This is a genomic window from Spirosoma sp. SC4-14 (assembly GCF_037201965.1).
In the GTDB taxonomy this organism is placed as follows: Bacteria; Bacteroidota; Bacteroidia; order Cytophagales; family Spirosomataceae; genus Spirosoma.
The window spans coordinates 4,318,972-4,335,038 of sequence record NZ_CP147518.1 but is presented as its reverse complement, the minus strand read 5'-3'; the positions used below and the strand labels follow the sequence as shown (position 1 = coordinate 4,335,038).

Here is a 16,067-nt window from a genome sequence, read left to right as displayed (position 1 = left end):
CTGGGCTGGTTCGGTTAAGCCTGTCATTTTCTAAAAAACTGGATCGCCATGTTAACTCAATAAAATTTGTGGTGACTCACTACGACCTATCATTACAAGTTTAGGACTACCATGATTTTTAATAAAATATTAATTAGGTGCTAAAAGTATAAACATATTAAAGGGGCGCTTTTAAGCTAAATCCACTGATTATGAGACGCACCATTTACTTCTTATTCTTCCTTTTCGTGTTTATCAGTCCTGGCATCACGAATGCTCAACAAGTGCCCATTGCTAACCTTGTGGAGGAGCCAAAATGGGAGGTAGGAACTGACCTGCTTTGGCTGATCGATAAAAACACGCTGCCCAAATACTCTTTACTAGTCCGACGAAAGATTGGTCAGCACGGGGCCATTCGTTTGCGGGGAGGCTATTTGAAAAATTCGAACTACATGGCATTCCGGCAATTCGATTACAATACTGCTTCTCTAATCAGAATTGGCTATGAATATCAGAAAGTGCTTTCAACCCAAAAAAATAGTACTAAATCACTCGTTTATGGGGGAATAGATTATTTCTGGCGATATGAGAATAACTACTACTATATCTGGGATATTCCAAACCCTGCCCCGTATGTTGGAACGGGAGCTATCATAACAGAAATTACGCACGAACAAGGCGGAGTTCTTTTTATAGGATATAAATATTTTGTTACGCGCCATCTCTCTCTCTCTGCAGAATCCAGCTTTCAGATAAGCCATATTAACTACTCTCAGGACGAAAGAGGCTTTACAAGTGGCTACCATGCTTATAACGAGTTCCCAAGAACGAGTTATCAATTTTTACCTTTAAATACCCTCACCTTAAGTTTTCACTTTTAAACTACCTCCTTTTATGAAATCGTTAACCACTACCATTGTAGGGGTAATATCCCTATGCCTGTTTACTAATTTTGTTTGGGGCCAGTCCAATTTTAAAATTCAGATCTATGCCGGTCAAGAGTATAATGATGGAGCTCTATTACAGGTGCCTTGTGCTTATTCAAGTAATTATTTTGATGTATATGCTCGATATTACAATGGCTTAGCTTACGTAAACTTTGCCAATGTATCTGTATCAAATGTAATTTCGAAGCCATCGGGATATACGTTAGTAAATGTAGCTGGGGATTTAAGTTATCTTCGTGTCTATTACTCCTATCCACAAAATGGTACACTATCATTTACGGCTATCGATGGATCGGTTTCTCACACGTTTTCGTACAATTGTGTATCGACTCCGAATATATCCGTATGGTCGATTCCTACTTCTTTAGGGAACAATCAGTCGGGTACTGCACAAGTTCAGGTGATTGACCAACCCGGCTCTGCAGCCGTTGCTACTACTTATTACCCTTTATATTATACAGCGGTCAATTGGCAGGCCACTGGGGGGCTAAGGGTTAATGGAGGGACTACTTACACGACAGGAAACACGGGTACTTATAACAGTGCTCCTATTAACACTACAAGTTATGGAGGACAGTTACTGGTTTCAGCAACAAACGCCTGTGGAACATCGGGTTATATAACGCCCTATCCAGCCATTGGTACGCCTTATATTGTATCGACAACCTTTAATGGATCACCTGGTTCGTCAGGAACTGTTTCTTGGGTGGCCACTCTATCGCTGCTAACAAATGGGACGGCATCTGGTGCAAATTGGGTTATTACTAATGGAACAGGGTCTATTAGTCCCAGTGGAACAAGTTGTAATGCCTACCCATCCAGTTTTTTAAGAGTAGTAGGTACAGCAACAAATTCGAATGGTTCTGGCCAAGATGCTACCTTCTACATTTGGCTATCTGGTTACTCTCCTTACCGAGCAGCTTATCCTAATCCGACCCAAAGTACGTTAACTCTTGATTTTGATGATGCATTAATGGCACAGGAGTTAATACAGGAAATCGCACTCTACAATCAGAAAGGAAACGTAGTTAAACAATTTGACGCGACTAAAGCTGCTGACTATTTTAAACAAACGAAAAGTGTGCACTTTGATGTCCATGAACTCCCGCATGATACCTACTTCTTGCATGTAAAAATGGGGGACAAACTGTTTGAAAGCCAAATAATAGTCCAGTAGGTATTGGAGCAAAGATGATTACAGAACTTTCACTTCCATCAATTAAATTATTTATAACAAAACGCCCGGCACGTATTCAGGCCCGGCGTTTTGTTATACGTTTTTGATGTACGCTTGGCCGGAATACCAATACTCGCTGAAACATAAAATCTTGTCCTTACCCCCTTTGGTGAGCCGGTTTTGATCAGAGCTTAAGCCGCCTTGAGGTACCCCCAATTACTGGATCAGAGACTATCCGTTTCGTCCTCAATGCCCCTACCGAAACTCGCTTCGTTTGCTTATCTTTACCCCTGACACTACCACCGGGGCCGACTGCATGCACCAAAACCATTCTGTGTGCCATGCCCGGTATTATCAAACCCGAAGACATTTTTGATTTCCAGGGCTATCACGCCCAACTCGAGGCCCTCGATGCCGCCGGAGCCGACTGGGCCCAGCATACGCTGGCCTGGTTGCAGCGCATCCGAGCGGCCTATCAGGAGGCCGCCCGCCAACTCATTCCCCTCAAGGAGGATTTAGCCAAACTCAGCGTTACCAAAGACGGGGCCGATCGCCAGCTTGTCGACTATATCCAGAAAATCGGCCAGGTCGGTGCCAAACTGGAAACAGCCCGCAAAGCCGAAAAAGACCTGACCGAGGCCCAGCAACTCAACGGGCAGGTGGTCACCGAACTGACGGCTAAACTGGCCAGCCTCTTCCAACGCTATCAGGCCCTGGACCCCACCCAGAAAGACTATCAGAAGCAGCAAAAAGCCATTCTCCAGGAGGTCAACACCGTGACCCGCGCCATCGAGGCCCAGAGCAAAGCCCTCCAGGTGGCGAAATCGACCATCGTTGCCGCTGAAAATTCCTACCTGGGTCTCAAGAAGCAAACGGCCGATCTCAAAAAACAGCTCGACTCGCTGGATAATGCCTACGACCGAACCACGGGCAAAATCAATCAGAACAACCGGGCTGCGGTGGCCCTCAATCAGCAGTACCAGAAGAATATCAGCCTGCTGACCAAGATTGAGCAGGGCCAGCGGGTCTATTCCCGCAATGTGGGCAATTACCCCTCGGTGGGCGGGGCGGTAGGCGGTCTGGCCGGTAAAGCCGTCGGTACGACGCTGGCGCTGGCCGGGCTGGATACCGGTGTAGCGGCCCTGCAAAAAATTGGCGAGGTAACGCTTCAGTTCGATTCGCTGGACTCGGCCCTGAAAGTGGTCTCCAATGACACGGCCGTCTTTACCCAGCGGCAGGCGATGCTCCAGCGGGTTTCGGATGATCTGGGCCAGGACCTCTCGGTGGTTGAAAAAAGCTACACCAACCTGACGGCTTCCAGCAAAGGCACGCGGCTGGAGGGGGAGGCCACTGACAAGATTTTTACCTCGGTGGTCGGCACGATGGGCCGGCTCAAGAAGTCCACCGAAGACACCGACGGGGCCCTGCTGGCCATTGCCCAGATGATGTCCAAGGGCACCATTCAGAGCGAAGAGCTGCGGGGGCAACTGGGTGAACGCATACCGGGGGCGTTCAACATCATGGCCCGCGCGCTGGGGGTAACCACCACCAAGCTAGGGGATATGCTCAAGAACGGGGAAGTGTTGGCCTCCGAGGCTCTGCCTAAGTTTGCCGCTGAACTAGAAAAGACCTTTAACCCCAATCATGAACGCCGGGTAGAGGGCCTGGCGGCTAATCTGGCCCGGCTTCGCAATGAAGGGGTCGAATGGGTAAAAAGCCTTGATATCGGGGATAAACTCGGTCAGTTCATTGGTTTGATTACTTCCGCTTCCCGCTCGGTTCGCAACCTGTTTAGTGATACGCAATTATCCGCGCAGGCGTTCGCTGATCAGTCCGATAAGGTGAACAGTCTCGAATCCAGTTTAGCGCCTTTGCTTTCCCGCTATGACGAACTCCAATCGAAGTCAAGCCTGACAGCCAAAGAGCAGAAGGAGCTACAGGGGATTGTCAATGAGATGGCGGGGATCGTGCCCGCTGCGGCAACGGGCTTTGATCAGTACGGCAATGCGCTTGATGTTAACAAATCCAAAGTGATGGCCTTTGCCCAGGCCCAGCGTGAGTTGAATGCCGAGCTGAACAAGCAGGTCATTGCTGAGCTGAAAACCGATGCCTACAAGAACATTGGTCGTATCAACGCCAATCAACTCACGCTTCAGCGCGGCAAAGAAACTCAGCACATCGGCATGGGGGTCAACATTGAGGCCAATGTCAACCCGCAGCGGGCCAAGCAACTGGCCGACCAGAATAAGCAATACACCCAGGAGGCGATTGCCTCGGCCCGGAAGCTGATGGCTGCGGGGGGTGAGGTCGATGGGGCACTGCGAGGGTTCATTGAACGTTCGGGCGATTTTGAAGCCAAACAACTGCTGCTCATCGATGACTACAACAAGAAGATCGCCCAAAAGCAGGCCGAAGCGGCCGTAGCGTTTCAGCGGGGAGAGAAGAGTAAATGGGAGGCTACCATCAAGGAAGCCACCAAACTCAAGGATCAACTCAACAAGATCCTCTATCCGACAACGGCCACCCAGTCTACCGCCAATGATAAGCCCCAGGTCAAACAATCCGAAATCGACAAGCGGCTGCGGGAGGCCCTGGGCAAGTCGCAGGCCGGTTCGGAGCAAGCGCTGGCCAGTCTGAGTAACCAGCGGCAGGATGGGTTGCTGGATGAGCAGACGTTTATTGAGCAGCGGCTCAAGCTGACCCTGGAGGGCCTGGCTGAACGGCAGGCGTTACTGGAAAAATACGGCAAACAGGAGACCAAAGACTACCTGGCCATTCAGCAGGCCAAGCTCAAGGCCGATACCGACTACAAACGGGCTCAGCTCCAGCTTGATCTGAAGACGAGCAAAAGCAATACCGATGCCCAGGTGTCGGCGATCGAGGTGCAGCATGGTGAAGGGGGGCTATCGGCGATGGATTACGTCGAGCAGCGGCATAAGGCGCTTCAGGCGGGGTTGGAGCGGGAACTGGCGATTCTGAAGGAAGCAGGGCAGGCGGAAAGTCAACTCTACCGGGATACCCAAACCCGGCTGACCGAGGAACAGACTGATTATCTGCGCAAACGGCTCAAAGCCGAGCAGAAAGCCTGGAACGAGGAGCTCGAGCAGACCAAAGACGCCGTTAAGGCCGTCAATGCGACACTGGGGGCCGATTACCAAGAAAAGCTCCAGGCCCTGGAGCGGTATTATGCCGAAAAGCAGCGTACGGTTCAGTTGGATGTGGCCAAAGGCAAGCTGACGCCAACCGAGGGGGAAGCCCAGCTCTATGCCCTGCAACTGGCGCAGTTGCAGGAATCGCTGCGGGTGACGGAGGAAACCTACCACAAAGACAGTGATCTGAGCAAGGGTCTCTACGATAGTAAGATCGAGCAGCTTAAAAACTATCGGGATTATGCCATGCTCAATGCCCAGGAGATGGAAGCGGCTAACAAGGCCATTGCCGAACTGGAAAAGGCGCGGGACGCTGAGCAACTGGAGCTCAAAAAGAAGTTCAACAAAGAGCAGGCCGAGAATGGCATGCAGCAGAGTGATCTGGAAACGGATCATGAGCTAAAAAACATCGAGAAGGCCAAACAGAAACGGGATGAACTACTGAAGCTGGGGGCTGATTTCGCCAGCAAACTGGGAGAAACGACCTTCGCCCTGGTTTCGGGCAACTACGAACGGGAAAGCCAGCAGTTAGAAGCCCAGCACGACAACGAGCTAAAGCTGGCGGGGGACAATGCGGATGCCAAGCAGAAGATTGAGGAGAACTACGCCAAACGCAAAGCCGAACTAGCCCGCAAGCAGGCGATTGCCGACCGGGAGCAGGCCCTGTTCAACATTGCCCTGTCGACGGCCATGGGGGTAGCCTCGGTACTGTCGACCGGTGGCGGCACCCACTACGCCGATCTGGGTATTTCGGCGGGCATTCTGACCGCGTTCGTTATTGCCACGGGGGCCCTGGAAGCCGCTGCGGTGCTGGCCAAACCGCTACCGGCCTACAAAGACGGCAAGCTGGCCAGCGATACCTATTCGGGTCTGGCCCTGGCGGGGGAGGCCGGGGCCGAGCTGCTCATCGACCGGGAAGGCTATAGCCAGGTCTTCGACAAACCGACCCTGTTTACCACCCAACCGGGGGACCGGGTCTTCACGGCCACCGAAACGGCGGCACTGATGGCCTCCTGGCGGCAACCGGCGATGGGGGATTCCTGGCAGCAGGCCATCCAATGGAATCAGCAGACGGCCGATACGCTTCAGCGCAGCCGCCAGGCGGGGGCTCAGTTGAGTGTACAGCAGGCCATGGCCACGGCTCCGGCCGCCATGACGCCCCGGCAGTTTCAGGCGGCCTTCCTGGCGGCCTGGGAACAGGCCCCCCGTCAGGAAACCCATATCGATTTCGAGGGCATGAAAGAGGGCATTCGCCGTCACCTGCATTGGCAGGAACGGGTTGAAAAACGCAATCGTTTCTGGTAACTTAATCACCCTAGTCTATGCTTACCCTACCGGTTAGTGAAGCGCTGACGCTTCGCTTGTATGATTCGATTAAAGAGCTGCCTACCTGGCTGCACCTGGAAGCGCGGCAGTACGCCATTCTCCAGTCGGCGCTGGCCACCACGGCCGAGGAACTTTCCCGCCGTGGGGAGCGGCTGGCCCTGCTGGAGCAGTACGGGCTGAAGGCCGAGCACCAGTTAGAAAGCTACAATTACCAGCTCTCGGCGCGGCTGTTGGCCGAGGGTTACAACCCCTACGAACTGGAATGGGCCTGCTACCTGCAGGCGATCAATGACAGCCCGCTTGGGGATTATTCGGAGGATGAGCTGGTGGCGCGCCTAACGAGGCTGAAGCAGCAGGGGCTTGCTGGCTCGGTTATCGAGTCCTCGCTGGCTTCGATTAAGCAGCGGCTGCTGGTCGAAACCAAACGGTATTATCCCCGTCGGCTGGGCAGCGGTCACTACAACCAGCTTCAGCGGCAGAAGAGCTACGCCCTGGCGCTGGCGGCCTACTATGAGTCAGCCAGTGAAGCGGCCGTTCAGGCCCTGGAGGGGGCGCTGCTAAGTGTGCTCCGTTCGGAGCCGCCGGTTAACCTGCTGGACGGTCCGGGCAACGGGCTGGTGAGCCTGGAGAAGTCGCAGTTTCGGCTCTACACGAGTTTATCCGAAAGCGGCTGTCCGGCCCCGGATCAGCTATCGGTCTATGCCTTCTACGGCTGGATCGAAGTACTCGAAGAACGTTACGAACGCCAGCAGGCGGCCTTACATAAACCCAACAGCAACTAACTCACATAAACTATACAATGTACATGATCAGTGAATCAGCGATGCAAGTGATTGACCAGTTTGGTCAGCAGGAGGGGGCGCGGCTAGAGCGGGCCGCTTATCAGGAGACGGTGGGGCAACTTCGGCGGGTGTTGAGCCAGCTACTAGCCCAGGAGCGGGTAAGGGAAGCGGATTTACTGGCCCTGGAGGGGCTGCTACCGGGCACGCTGGGGCTGTTGGCCGACGCCAGCGGCCAAAGCGCGGAGGCTTTTGGGGCGCAGTTGCGGGCGGGTCTGGTGCTGTCGTACCAACTACGGAAAGGCTTGGAGGGGTTGCGCTCGGTTTGCGGCTGAGCAGCGGCAGGGGCCACAAAAAAGCATGCGGATGGGGGCTAGGCAATCCGCTCGGAATTGGGTACCTTAAGGCAGTAAACAACCCGGATTTTTATGGCCCGTTTTCTGCGATTTCAACTCTACGGCGACCCCGGCCGTAGCCACTATTCCCCCCTTCATGCCGACATCGAAGTAGCTGATGCCCCCGCTCTGGGGTATGGGCAACCGGTTCGGGTAGGGGATGAGGGGGAGGATCCGGCCCGCTGGCCCGAGTACGTGGTGGCCCATCTGCTTCATTTGAAACAGGAGGCTGATGCTTTAATGCCCGGCCGGAATCACATCATTTACGAAGTCTACCTGGCGCGGCCGGAGCAGTGGCCATTGTTTGATGTCCCCGAATCGTTTAAGCAAGTCAGCGAGGGAGACGAATTATGGTAAATCGAAGGTATCGGCCTCCTCAAATGACCATGTTCTAGATCGCTGCTCCGGGCCATGAATGCCCCTGTAGTACCCTGCGGTAAATTGCCTGGCCTTAGCGACGGTGGCAAGCTGGCAAAACACGGTGGCAAACCGTTTTGCCAGCTTGCCACCGTCCGCTGAATAGTAATTAAGCCTGATTCGTAGCTGCTTTATTGGGGCCGGGCGGTTGAGTTAAAATTCGTAGCGTGGTACGAATTTAGGCCCTCATCGGAATCCGGTTTCGCTACTAGCCTGTGGCTAAGCTTAGCGGCTGTTTTAAAAATGTTGTCGATTTGCTGTCACTGGCGTCATAACGGGAGCCAGCACTAAACGTGTCCCAAATTAACCGGCGTTTATCGAGGCATTGACCAAAAGTAACTTTGCGCTTATTTGACACGGAATGCTAGGCGGTTGACCCATAGAGCTTGATGATCCATTTCTTTTCTATAATGCGATACTAAAAAAGTGCGATCATACTCAACAAGCCCATTATAAACCTGCTTGTCATTAATAAATACTTTGAGCGGTCGGTTGAAATCAACCATCTCCGGTGAAAGATAAATGGTTAGTAAGCCGACTCGCGAAGTCGTCAGATTGAATTGATTCTTCGAATAGCGACCTTGTATAGCGCCGGATTGTCTAGGGAAAGCGAAAGCTTGAGAGGTACTATCCAATAACACAGATGCATTATTGACATTACGCCAACCTTGCACTAAAACATTAGGCTGACTCTGCCAGCTTGCTTTAATGCGTGTTGTATCTAATTCGTTAATTTCAAGCCAGTCACATCGCCCATTCTGTACGTCATCACATTCCCAATACAGATTTGATTGGAACGGATTCCGTTGTTTAGTCAGCATATGCGCGAAAAGATGACGGTACACCTCTTTAGTGGTACTGTCTTTGGCTGTTATTAAATAGCCATGATTCCGATGGCCTAGTATTTCTTGATTTTGCCAATCAACGCCCAGGGTTTTAGCTAAGTTGGTTAAAGAGCGATGCCCTTCCAAAGGGAAATAATAGTCGTAGTCGGTCGCTACATTGTAAAACGAACGATTCATGGCGTTTTTCAAAAATGTACCACCGGTGCGTACTTGCGGTCGGTTATTAAGGCCTGAAAAGCCAGCAAATAAACTCGGCTGTTTCATCAGGTACGAGAAAGCGCCAGTGGCTCCATTCGAATGACCAGTTACATAGACTCGGCTGTCATCAATCGAATACATATGCTTGACTTCCCGTACTAACTCTGGTACTAAGCCAAAGCCATCATCAGGCATCATCCAGTTATACTGACGGGTGCTGTAGGGAAAGACCGCTATCAAACCCGATTGGGCCGCTTGTTCCATAAATAAACGACCAAAAAAAGCCGTCGTACTATCCGCTACATCCGGCAAGGCCGTTTGGCGGCTCACTGCTCCGTGGAGAACCACTACTAACGGGTATCTTTTAGTGGCATTAAAATGAGCAGGTAATTGAACCAAATAAGGAAATTCGAGTGAATCCCTCAGTCGTAGCCAAGCGTATTGATACTGACCTGTTCGCGAATAGGTATGAGTAGGCGGAGCGGTTTGGAGTTGTTTATAGAGTTGAGGGGCGGAAGCTATTTTACTCAAAGAAGCTAGTTGTAGATTGGCCTGGGATATCAACTCGTTCTGATATGAACGGAAGGGTAGACTCGCCTGAATACGCTGTTGGTGTTCTCGCTGGCGAGCCTGAGCTACTTTATCCATAAGCGTCTTCCAACGGGGATCATCGCGCAACCAATCAAAACTTTTGCCAAAGTAAGCGTTGGTCGCAATGTCAGAATCAACAACTAGAGAGGCATACTGAATGGCTAATTCGGCGTTCTTATCGCGGCTGGCGAAATCAGCGGCATTCAGATAGCGCCAATATTTTTCTTTCGGGTCAGCTTCAGCCGCCTTCAAAGCCCATTGGGTAGCTGCTTTCCAATTTTGTCGGCCTATGTTGGCCCCCATACTATCAAGGGCAGAATTTTTCGACTGGGCTTGCGTAGTGGGTGCCAAAGGACCGAGAATTAAGCTGATGAGCCACAATAATGAACAAGTAGAATGGGTAACAGTGCGCATAGTGTAAATCGGACTGGTGAGCTATAGATGAAGCCAAGTCGATTAGGTTTAATGAAAAAAATTTTAAGTAATAGTAAAGAGTAACATCGAGCTAGAAAGTTGCTTGGTCAATGAATTGAAAAGGGTAATGGAGATAGATACTCGATTGGTAGGGCTATTACCCTTTGTGTTTCTATGTAGCGTATGACAGTGATGCTATTGACCTTTTCTCAAAAATCGCTCATTAGTGAGACAAAGAAGGTATGCATGTATACGACTGTTTTGTCTTAGCCCCCTATTAGCTGGACAAATTTTCTGAAAAGGCGGCAGCCGCTGCTGTTGTGTCGTAAATTACCTGTGCTTCTTCCCATTTCTGCTGGGGTCCGGGCCGCCGGTGCGGTTATAAAACCAATCGAACGATGAAGCCGATGATGCAGGGCCGCCTGGCGGTTGTAATGGGAAAAATAACGCCCTAACATTTCTTTGGCCTCATAATAGCTGTCAAATACATTACGCTCAATCACGTCATGTTCTAGAATGCTGTGAAAAGCCAGCGCCGGCTGCCCGGTCAATGTACGCATTCTCTTCAGGTGTGGCTACATGGGTGAAACGCTCCGGCGTCCCGGTCCTGCTTGATCTCGGAGCTTTTCAAAAAGTTGCGCACTGAATGAGCAATGAACCGCGGCGGCGGACCGCTGGCTGCCGTTATCATTGCGCAAAATGACGCCCTTCAGTTCATGATTCCGGTTTATTCGTCGAAAAAGATTGATTAAGTCGATTTGACGAATACTGCCTTGGAACAGCCAGTCTAGAATTTTGCGGCCGCTTCGGCGGTCCGATATACACATCAATAACGCTCAACAGATAGCGGCCCGCCGCAGCGGTAATTCCGTCGTTCCCCTTCTACCCAGACGTATTTGATATCCCAACACAGGTATTCCAAGGGCTTGGTTGCTTCAATTCGTCTGAATTGAACAAATTCCCGCTTACCTGTCGGCCGGATCACTTTGCCTAAAAGTAAATTATGCTCCTGCATCAATCGGTATACCGCGCGGCGGCCGCCTTCTTCTTGTTAATGATATACTCTTTTTTCAACTCATACGTGATGTATTCGTAACCTAGAGCGTTGAATTCAGCATCCAGCAGTTGACGAATACTGTTCACTACCAGCTGATTGTCGACCCACGATCCATCCAATTTCAAAGTCACCTGGCTGGGTCTTGCCCCAGGCCTACCTGATTGAGGTTGGTAATAAGATACGCTCCGTGGCAGGTTGAGCCACTGGCATAACAGGGTATGACTTACCTGATTTTCGATCGGATCGCCGAAGCGACTGCTCCATGAGTGTTAGCTTCTCCTGGCCGGGCCGCCGGGCGGTTGAATAGGCGTTTTTTTTAGCAGTTCGCTCTTGATTTCAATTTCCAAGGCCTGTTTTGCCACAATCCGCTTCAGGCGTTCATTTTCCTCTTCAAGTGTTCGCAGTTGGGGATCAACGCGTGCATAGGAATCTTTCAAGCCTTCTTTGCCTTTACTTAAATATTTCAAACGCCACTTTCGCAGCAGCGAAGGGGATAACGGGGTGGCCCGAGCCATTGTACTTGCGACAAGTCTCGGCATGGCCGTCACGGATGGCTTCCTGTACGATAGAATAACGGTCTTCGGGGGTAAAACTCCGCCTGATTTTGCTCATAATTTCTGAATGTAAAAGGACTAATCGCAGTGGCGCACCACCTGTTTTTGCAATTTTGTCCAGTCATTCAGGGGGTTAAGACAGTACAATAGCATAGCTATTTTGGACATATAACGAATATTGAATTTTTTTAAGACTAAGATGCGCTATGTAGCTTTTCTCCAAGTGTCTTCTCCATTTCAGAAAGCCTATCAGAATTGATCATTACAGACTCATCAACTTGATTAAGTATCTGTCTTGTAGTAAGCTGGTCAAGGTCAAATGTAGGATATTTCAATAAGTAGTATTTGAGATATGAAGGCCAAATCAAGACCCCATCTGTGTAATAGGCATGAGGAGCGATTGGGGTCTGGTCTATCAAATCATAGGCGTATCCCATCCAACCGAAAATAATAACTCCCTTATCTAGATGGCCTATAATTTGGTTAATAAAGGATTTGGCATCTTCAGAATCCGTTTGATATTCTTGAAAATCTTTCGATTCCTTAATGCTGTCGTGCTCCTTAATAAAACCAATAAATCTCATATGCTTACTATTCCAAGTATATTAAATTAATTATATAAAGTTGGCCATAAAAAATCATTGTTTTTTATACTTTACTAAGAGCAGTTGTATAACTACACTTATGTTATGAAAATAAAGTAAGAATATGCTCTTTTCCTATACAGAACCATTTCGATATATTGTACAAAAAGGCTACTCCACAAAAGCCTTCTTCTCACATAATACATAACTTATTATGGGAAGACCCGAGAGCAATGTGTAGCCTGGTTGCGCTGCTACGGTATCCGTTTCATTTGATATTGGTTTTAACTTTTCAGGCCCTCTATCACCAAACAAAAAGCTAATAGGGACCACGTAGTAGCCAGCGTATTTAGAAGCTTGATTAGGTAGTCTACTCCAAAAACGATTTAGCTCTTCATGGAAAGATTCATCTACAGGCTTTGAATTAACAATAGCGATGTCTCTATATTCACCTTCAGGGGTTAATGTAAAACGCACATATACTCGAACTGACTTTGCTTGATTAAACGCCTTGGTTGGAAACCTTAAGTTCTTCAAGGCAGCCTGATCAAAAATTATATCTGTAGTCAACAAAGGTTTATTAGGCTGGCTAAACGAAGCTGTTATAGCCGCTAAAAAAACCGCTAAGTAGATCAAGGCTTTCATAGTCGAGAAGTCAAGTTTTGTTGTTATATAAGTGGCGTGGCTGTTGCAAAAGTCTGAGAGTGGGTTGCTAAGCTCAACCTACGTGGCCCATACTGCCAGGTTTTGTCTCGAAAATAGCCCACCGAAATTGTTTTTTCAACCCTCTACCGACTGTTGCAACAGCCACTGCGTTTATGTTAGGCTAATCCGATCTTTGCCCGGTATCGCTCAATGTAAAATTCAATGGGATTAGCCGTACCAGTCACCCATAATTCGCCAGTCTGTTTATTAATAATAATCGGCGAATTACCACCCAGCGCATGACTTATGTTTCCTGTTTCTACGAATTCCTTAGAGTTATAGAAGAATACCCAACCAAATGACTCTTCTTGACTATTAGTCAAAACAAGAGTTACTTTCTTCTGCACATAAGTAGGATCATTCCGCTGTAGATACGCTAAGTATACAGGATCGTAGTCAACTTGACTTTCAGTTTTCTTCTGAAGATGAGACTCAACTAGCTCCCTAGCTTCTTCGTAAGTTAGCATACTCTATTTCTGTTGTATAATCACCTATATATTAGCTAATCTACCGAAATTTTTGTTTCAGGGGCAAAATCTCAGAAAATACTCCTGCCTCAAACAAAGGAACGCTCGCTATGAATAGGCATCATTAAAGGGGGGCGGCTGGAAAATCCCTCCTTCAAGTAGAGAAAAATGTACCTCAGCAGCCCTTAAGATGGTAGACGAATACAAGTTGATCCAGGCCCGTAGAACAATAGGTTGGCATTGGTAAATAACCTGCGCGTGGAGGAGGAAACACCACGTTTTTCCCTCCTCGCCCGGCTCACTTTTGCAGCCGCTGCGGCCGCTTAAGGCTGCCTGGCAGATGAGTTTATTTTTTCGGGACTGAGCCAGGCCATCGGCAAGCGCTGGTTAACGAACAGAAAGCGCACTCATTTTATTGGTGCAATCTTTCTAACCAACAAGGAGAACTAACCAACAAGGAGAAAGAAGTATACCCCCTGCCATATCCACACCAGGGAAGGCTAAACGTGTCCCAAATTAACCCAGGTAGCCGAGGAAAGCTTGAATCGGAAATGTCCCAAATTAACCGGGGTAGAGGCTAATCGGTTTACAGCCCGAACTCGATCAAACCAACTGATACAGAACGAGTAGTAAGATAATGTGTCCCAAATTAACCGGGTTCGATAATCGAGATCAATAGCCGAAACTGCCCCAAATTAACCGAGGTACCAGAATGATTATTGACCAAAAGTGTCCCAAATTAACCGGGTCTACACATAAAAAGTGTCCCAAATTAACCGAGGTATCAGGAAGATTATGAACTAAAACTGTCCCAAATTAACCGGGTCTACACATAAAAAGTGTCCCAAATTAACCAGGGTATCAGGAAGATTATGAACTAAAACTGTCCCAAATTAACCGGGTCTACACATAAAAAGTGTCCCAAATTAACCGAGGTATCAGGAAGATTATGAACTAAAACTGTCCCAAATTAACCGGGTCTACACATAAAAAGTGTCCCAAATTAACCAGGGTAGCCGGTTAATTTGGGACACTTTTAGTGCTCTAATCGGGTAGCCTTCTGGCCGGTATACCTTCTGCTTGGGGGCAATCTGTCAGCCAGAGCCGCCAGCCCAAAGACGGCATTATACCTTACCGCCCCTGGGCCGACAAGCTACGGCTTACTCACCCAGCCGAACGATTTCAGCCTCAATATTGGCAATGCGCCGGTCACAGTAGCCGATCCGCGAATCATCCGGATTAGCCGCCACTAGCTGCTGCTTTAGCTCCTGCCAGGCGGCTAGCTGGCGCTGGTTTAATTCGAACGGACTGATTGGATCGGATGCGTGTTGGTTTTCCATTGGCATAAACTGGGGGTTTTAAGGACCGGAATAATCCGGCCCGGTTGGTTGAAAAATTGAGATTGGGGTAAGCTTTTGGCGACCGATGGACGGCGGCTAGTTGTACCGTCATAGCCGCCAGTAAGAACCAGAGACCGGCCGCTAGCCGCTGGCGTGTGGCATGATCGATCATAAAATGGAGGGTTATCGGCTGTTTTCGACTTGAGATTTTCCGTAAAGCATTGCCCATCAGACACTATAAGGAATTGACGGATAGCCCAGCCAGGACTATAAGGAATTCCCCTATAGGGGCAGCGGGTACTATCAGGAATTCACTTATAGTCTGGCAGCGCTATCAGGAAATGGCTTATAGTCTCCCTGCCTGACTGGCAAAGCCGTCCATCAGGCAGGGTACGAGGCTATGAGTGTTGGCTACTCCTCCCGGTAGGTAAGCTCAGCGCTCACAATGGCGTAGATCTTCTCCAGGTGGCCGCTGCGTTCGGCCACGTCCAGCCAACTTTCCCGATCCGATCGCTTATGGGCCCGGATATTTACCCGATAGAGGTAAAAAAGTCGGTCGTAGACCCGTCGCCAGATGTCCTGCTGTTTGAGGTTGTTGACCCGGCAGTAGCCATTGACAATGCGTTGAATCTTGATACGGGTTGTTTCGACGGGTAGCGGCTCGGTGGAGCGGGGCACGTCGAGCAGCAAGCGGGCGGCCTGCTGCTGGGCATCGAGCACCTGTTTGAGTTGCTGCTCCAGATCGGCAAGGCGCTGTTCTTGCTGACGTATATAATCAGCAGGTAGCATTGCCTGGCTTGCCTCCCGTAATCGGCGACGGGCCTCGGCAAACGATTTGACCAGCGTCGCTTTGAATTCGACGACCCGTTTGGAGTTGCGGCTCAGCGTGCCAATAAATAAAGCCTGGTCTTCGGTGAGATAGGCAACTACATGGTTCTGTACTCCTCCTCCAGTTGCCAAGGGTTGCGTTTCAAACGCGACCCTGCCAAAGTTGGCTTCAATGGCTCGTTGATGAGTACGAATGGAATTAAGCAAGTTCTTATGATGGATGCCTAACCCATTGGCAAAATCAACGCTGCTTACGGTTAACGTCTCTCCCGACGTGTGAACCGGTATCAGATGAGAATTAGGGGTAGGTTCCAT

Annotated in this window: 14 protein-coding genes; 6 read left to right on the top strand and 8 right to left on the bottom strand. The window is 49.6% G+C overall.

The annotated features are described in order from the left end of the window. The first annotated feature begins 191 nt into the window (after positions 1–191). The 6 genes from WBJ53_RS17735 to WBJ53_RS17710 all read left to right on the top strand — a co-directional run bounded on the left by WBJ53_RS17735 (position 192) and on the right by WBJ53_RS17710 (position 8,109). Positions 192–860: a hypothetical protein gene (locus WBJ53_RS17735; RefSeq protein ID WP_338868516.1), complete on the top strand. Its 669-nt coding sequence runs from the start codon at positions 192–194 to the stop codon at positions 858–860. Between the two features lie 13 nt (positions 861–873). Continuing rightward, positions 874–2,103 (top strand): T9SS type A sorting domain-containing protein, encoded by a 1,230-nt coding sequence (locus tag WBJ53_RS17730; RefSeq protein ID WP_338868514.1) that lies wholly within the window; start codon positions 874–876, stop codon positions 2,101–2,103. A 341-nt stretch (positions 2,104–2,444) separates the two neighbouring features. Next, the gene (locus WBJ53_RS17725) at positions 2,445–6,557 is read left to right on the top strand and encodes a tape measure protein (protein ID WP_338868512.1); all 4,113 of its coding nucleotides are present in this window, start codon (positions 2,445–2,447) and stop codon (positions 6,555–6,557) included. A gap of 17 nt (positions 6,558–6,574) precedes the next feature. After that, entirely contained in the window at positions 6,575–7,360 is a 786-nt protein-coding gene (locus WBJ53_RS17720) for a hypothetical protein (protein WP_338868510.1), read from the top strand. A gap of 23 nt (positions 7,361–7,383) precedes the next feature. After that, positions 7,384–7,692, top strand: coding sequence for a hypothetical protein (locus WBJ53_RS17715; RefSeq protein ID WP_338868508.1), 309 nt, complete (start codon positions 7,384–7,386; stop codon positions 7,690–7,692). A gap of 93 nt (positions 7,693–7,785) precedes the next feature. Beyond that, positions 7,786–8,109: a hypothetical protein gene (locus WBJ53_RS17710; protein ID WP_338868506.1), complete on the top strand. Its 324-nt coding sequence runs from the start codon at positions 7,786–7,788 to the stop codon at positions 8,107–8,109. Between the two features lie 407 nt (positions 8,110–8,516). Here the strand turns inward: WBJ53_RS17710 and WBJ53_RS17705 are convergent, their stop codons facing one another. From WBJ53_RS17705 to WBJ53_RS17670, 8 genes are all read right to left on the bottom strand, one after another. Continuing rightward, the gene (locus WBJ53_RS17705) at positions 8,517–10,217 is read right to left on the bottom strand and encodes a hypothetical protein (protein WP_338868503.1); all 1,701 of its coding nucleotides are present in this window, start codon (positions 10,215–10,217) and stop codon (positions 8,517–8,519) included. A 266-nt stretch (positions 10,218–10,483) separates the two neighbouring features. Next, positions 10,484–10,777: a hypothetical protein gene (locus tag WBJ53_RS17700; protein ID WP_338868501.1), complete on the bottom strand. Its 294-nt coding sequence runs from the start codon at positions 10,775–10,777 to the stop codon at positions 10,484–10,486. A gap of 766 nt (positions 10,778–11,543) precedes the next feature. After that, positions 11,544–11,789, bottom strand: a complete 246-nt coding sequence (locus tag WBJ53_RS17695; RefSeq protein ID WP_338868499.1) for a transposase — start codon at positions 11,787–11,789, stop codon at positions 11,544–11,546. Between the two features lie 233 nt (positions 11,790–12,022). Then, positions 12,023–12,412: a hypothetical protein gene (locus tag WBJ53_RS17690; protein WP_338868497.1), complete on the bottom strand. Its 390-nt coding sequence runs from the start codon at positions 12,410–12,412 to the stop codon at positions 12,023–12,025. 171 nt (positions 12,413–12,583) lie between these two features. Next, positions 12,584–13,057 carry a hypothetical protein gene (locus WBJ53_RS17685; RefSeq protein WP_338868495.1) on the bottom strand — a complete coding sequence of 158 codons (474 nt, stop codon included), beginning with the start codon at positions 13,055–13,057 and terminating at the stop codon, positions 12,584–12,586. A gap of 176 nt (positions 13,058–13,233) precedes the next feature. Further along, positions 13,234–13,584, bottom strand: coding sequence for a YrhB domain-containing protein (locus tag WBJ53_RS17680; RefSeq protein WP_338868493.1), 351 nt, complete (start codon positions 13,582–13,584; stop codon positions 13,234–13,236). 1,160 nt (positions 13,585–14,744) lie between these two features. Further along, positions 14,745–14,924: a hypothetical protein gene (locus tag WBJ53_RS17675; protein ID WP_338868491.1), complete on the bottom strand. Its 180-nt coding sequence runs from the start codon at positions 14,922–14,924 to the stop codon at positions 14,745–14,747. A 411-nt stretch (positions 14,925–15,335) separates the two neighbouring features. Next, the gene (locus WBJ53_RS17670; RefSeq protein WP_338868489.1) at positions 15,336–16,067 is read right to left on the bottom strand and encodes a Rha family transcriptional regulator; all 732 of its coding nucleotides are present in this window, start codon (positions 16,065–16,067) and stop codon (positions 15,336–15,338) included.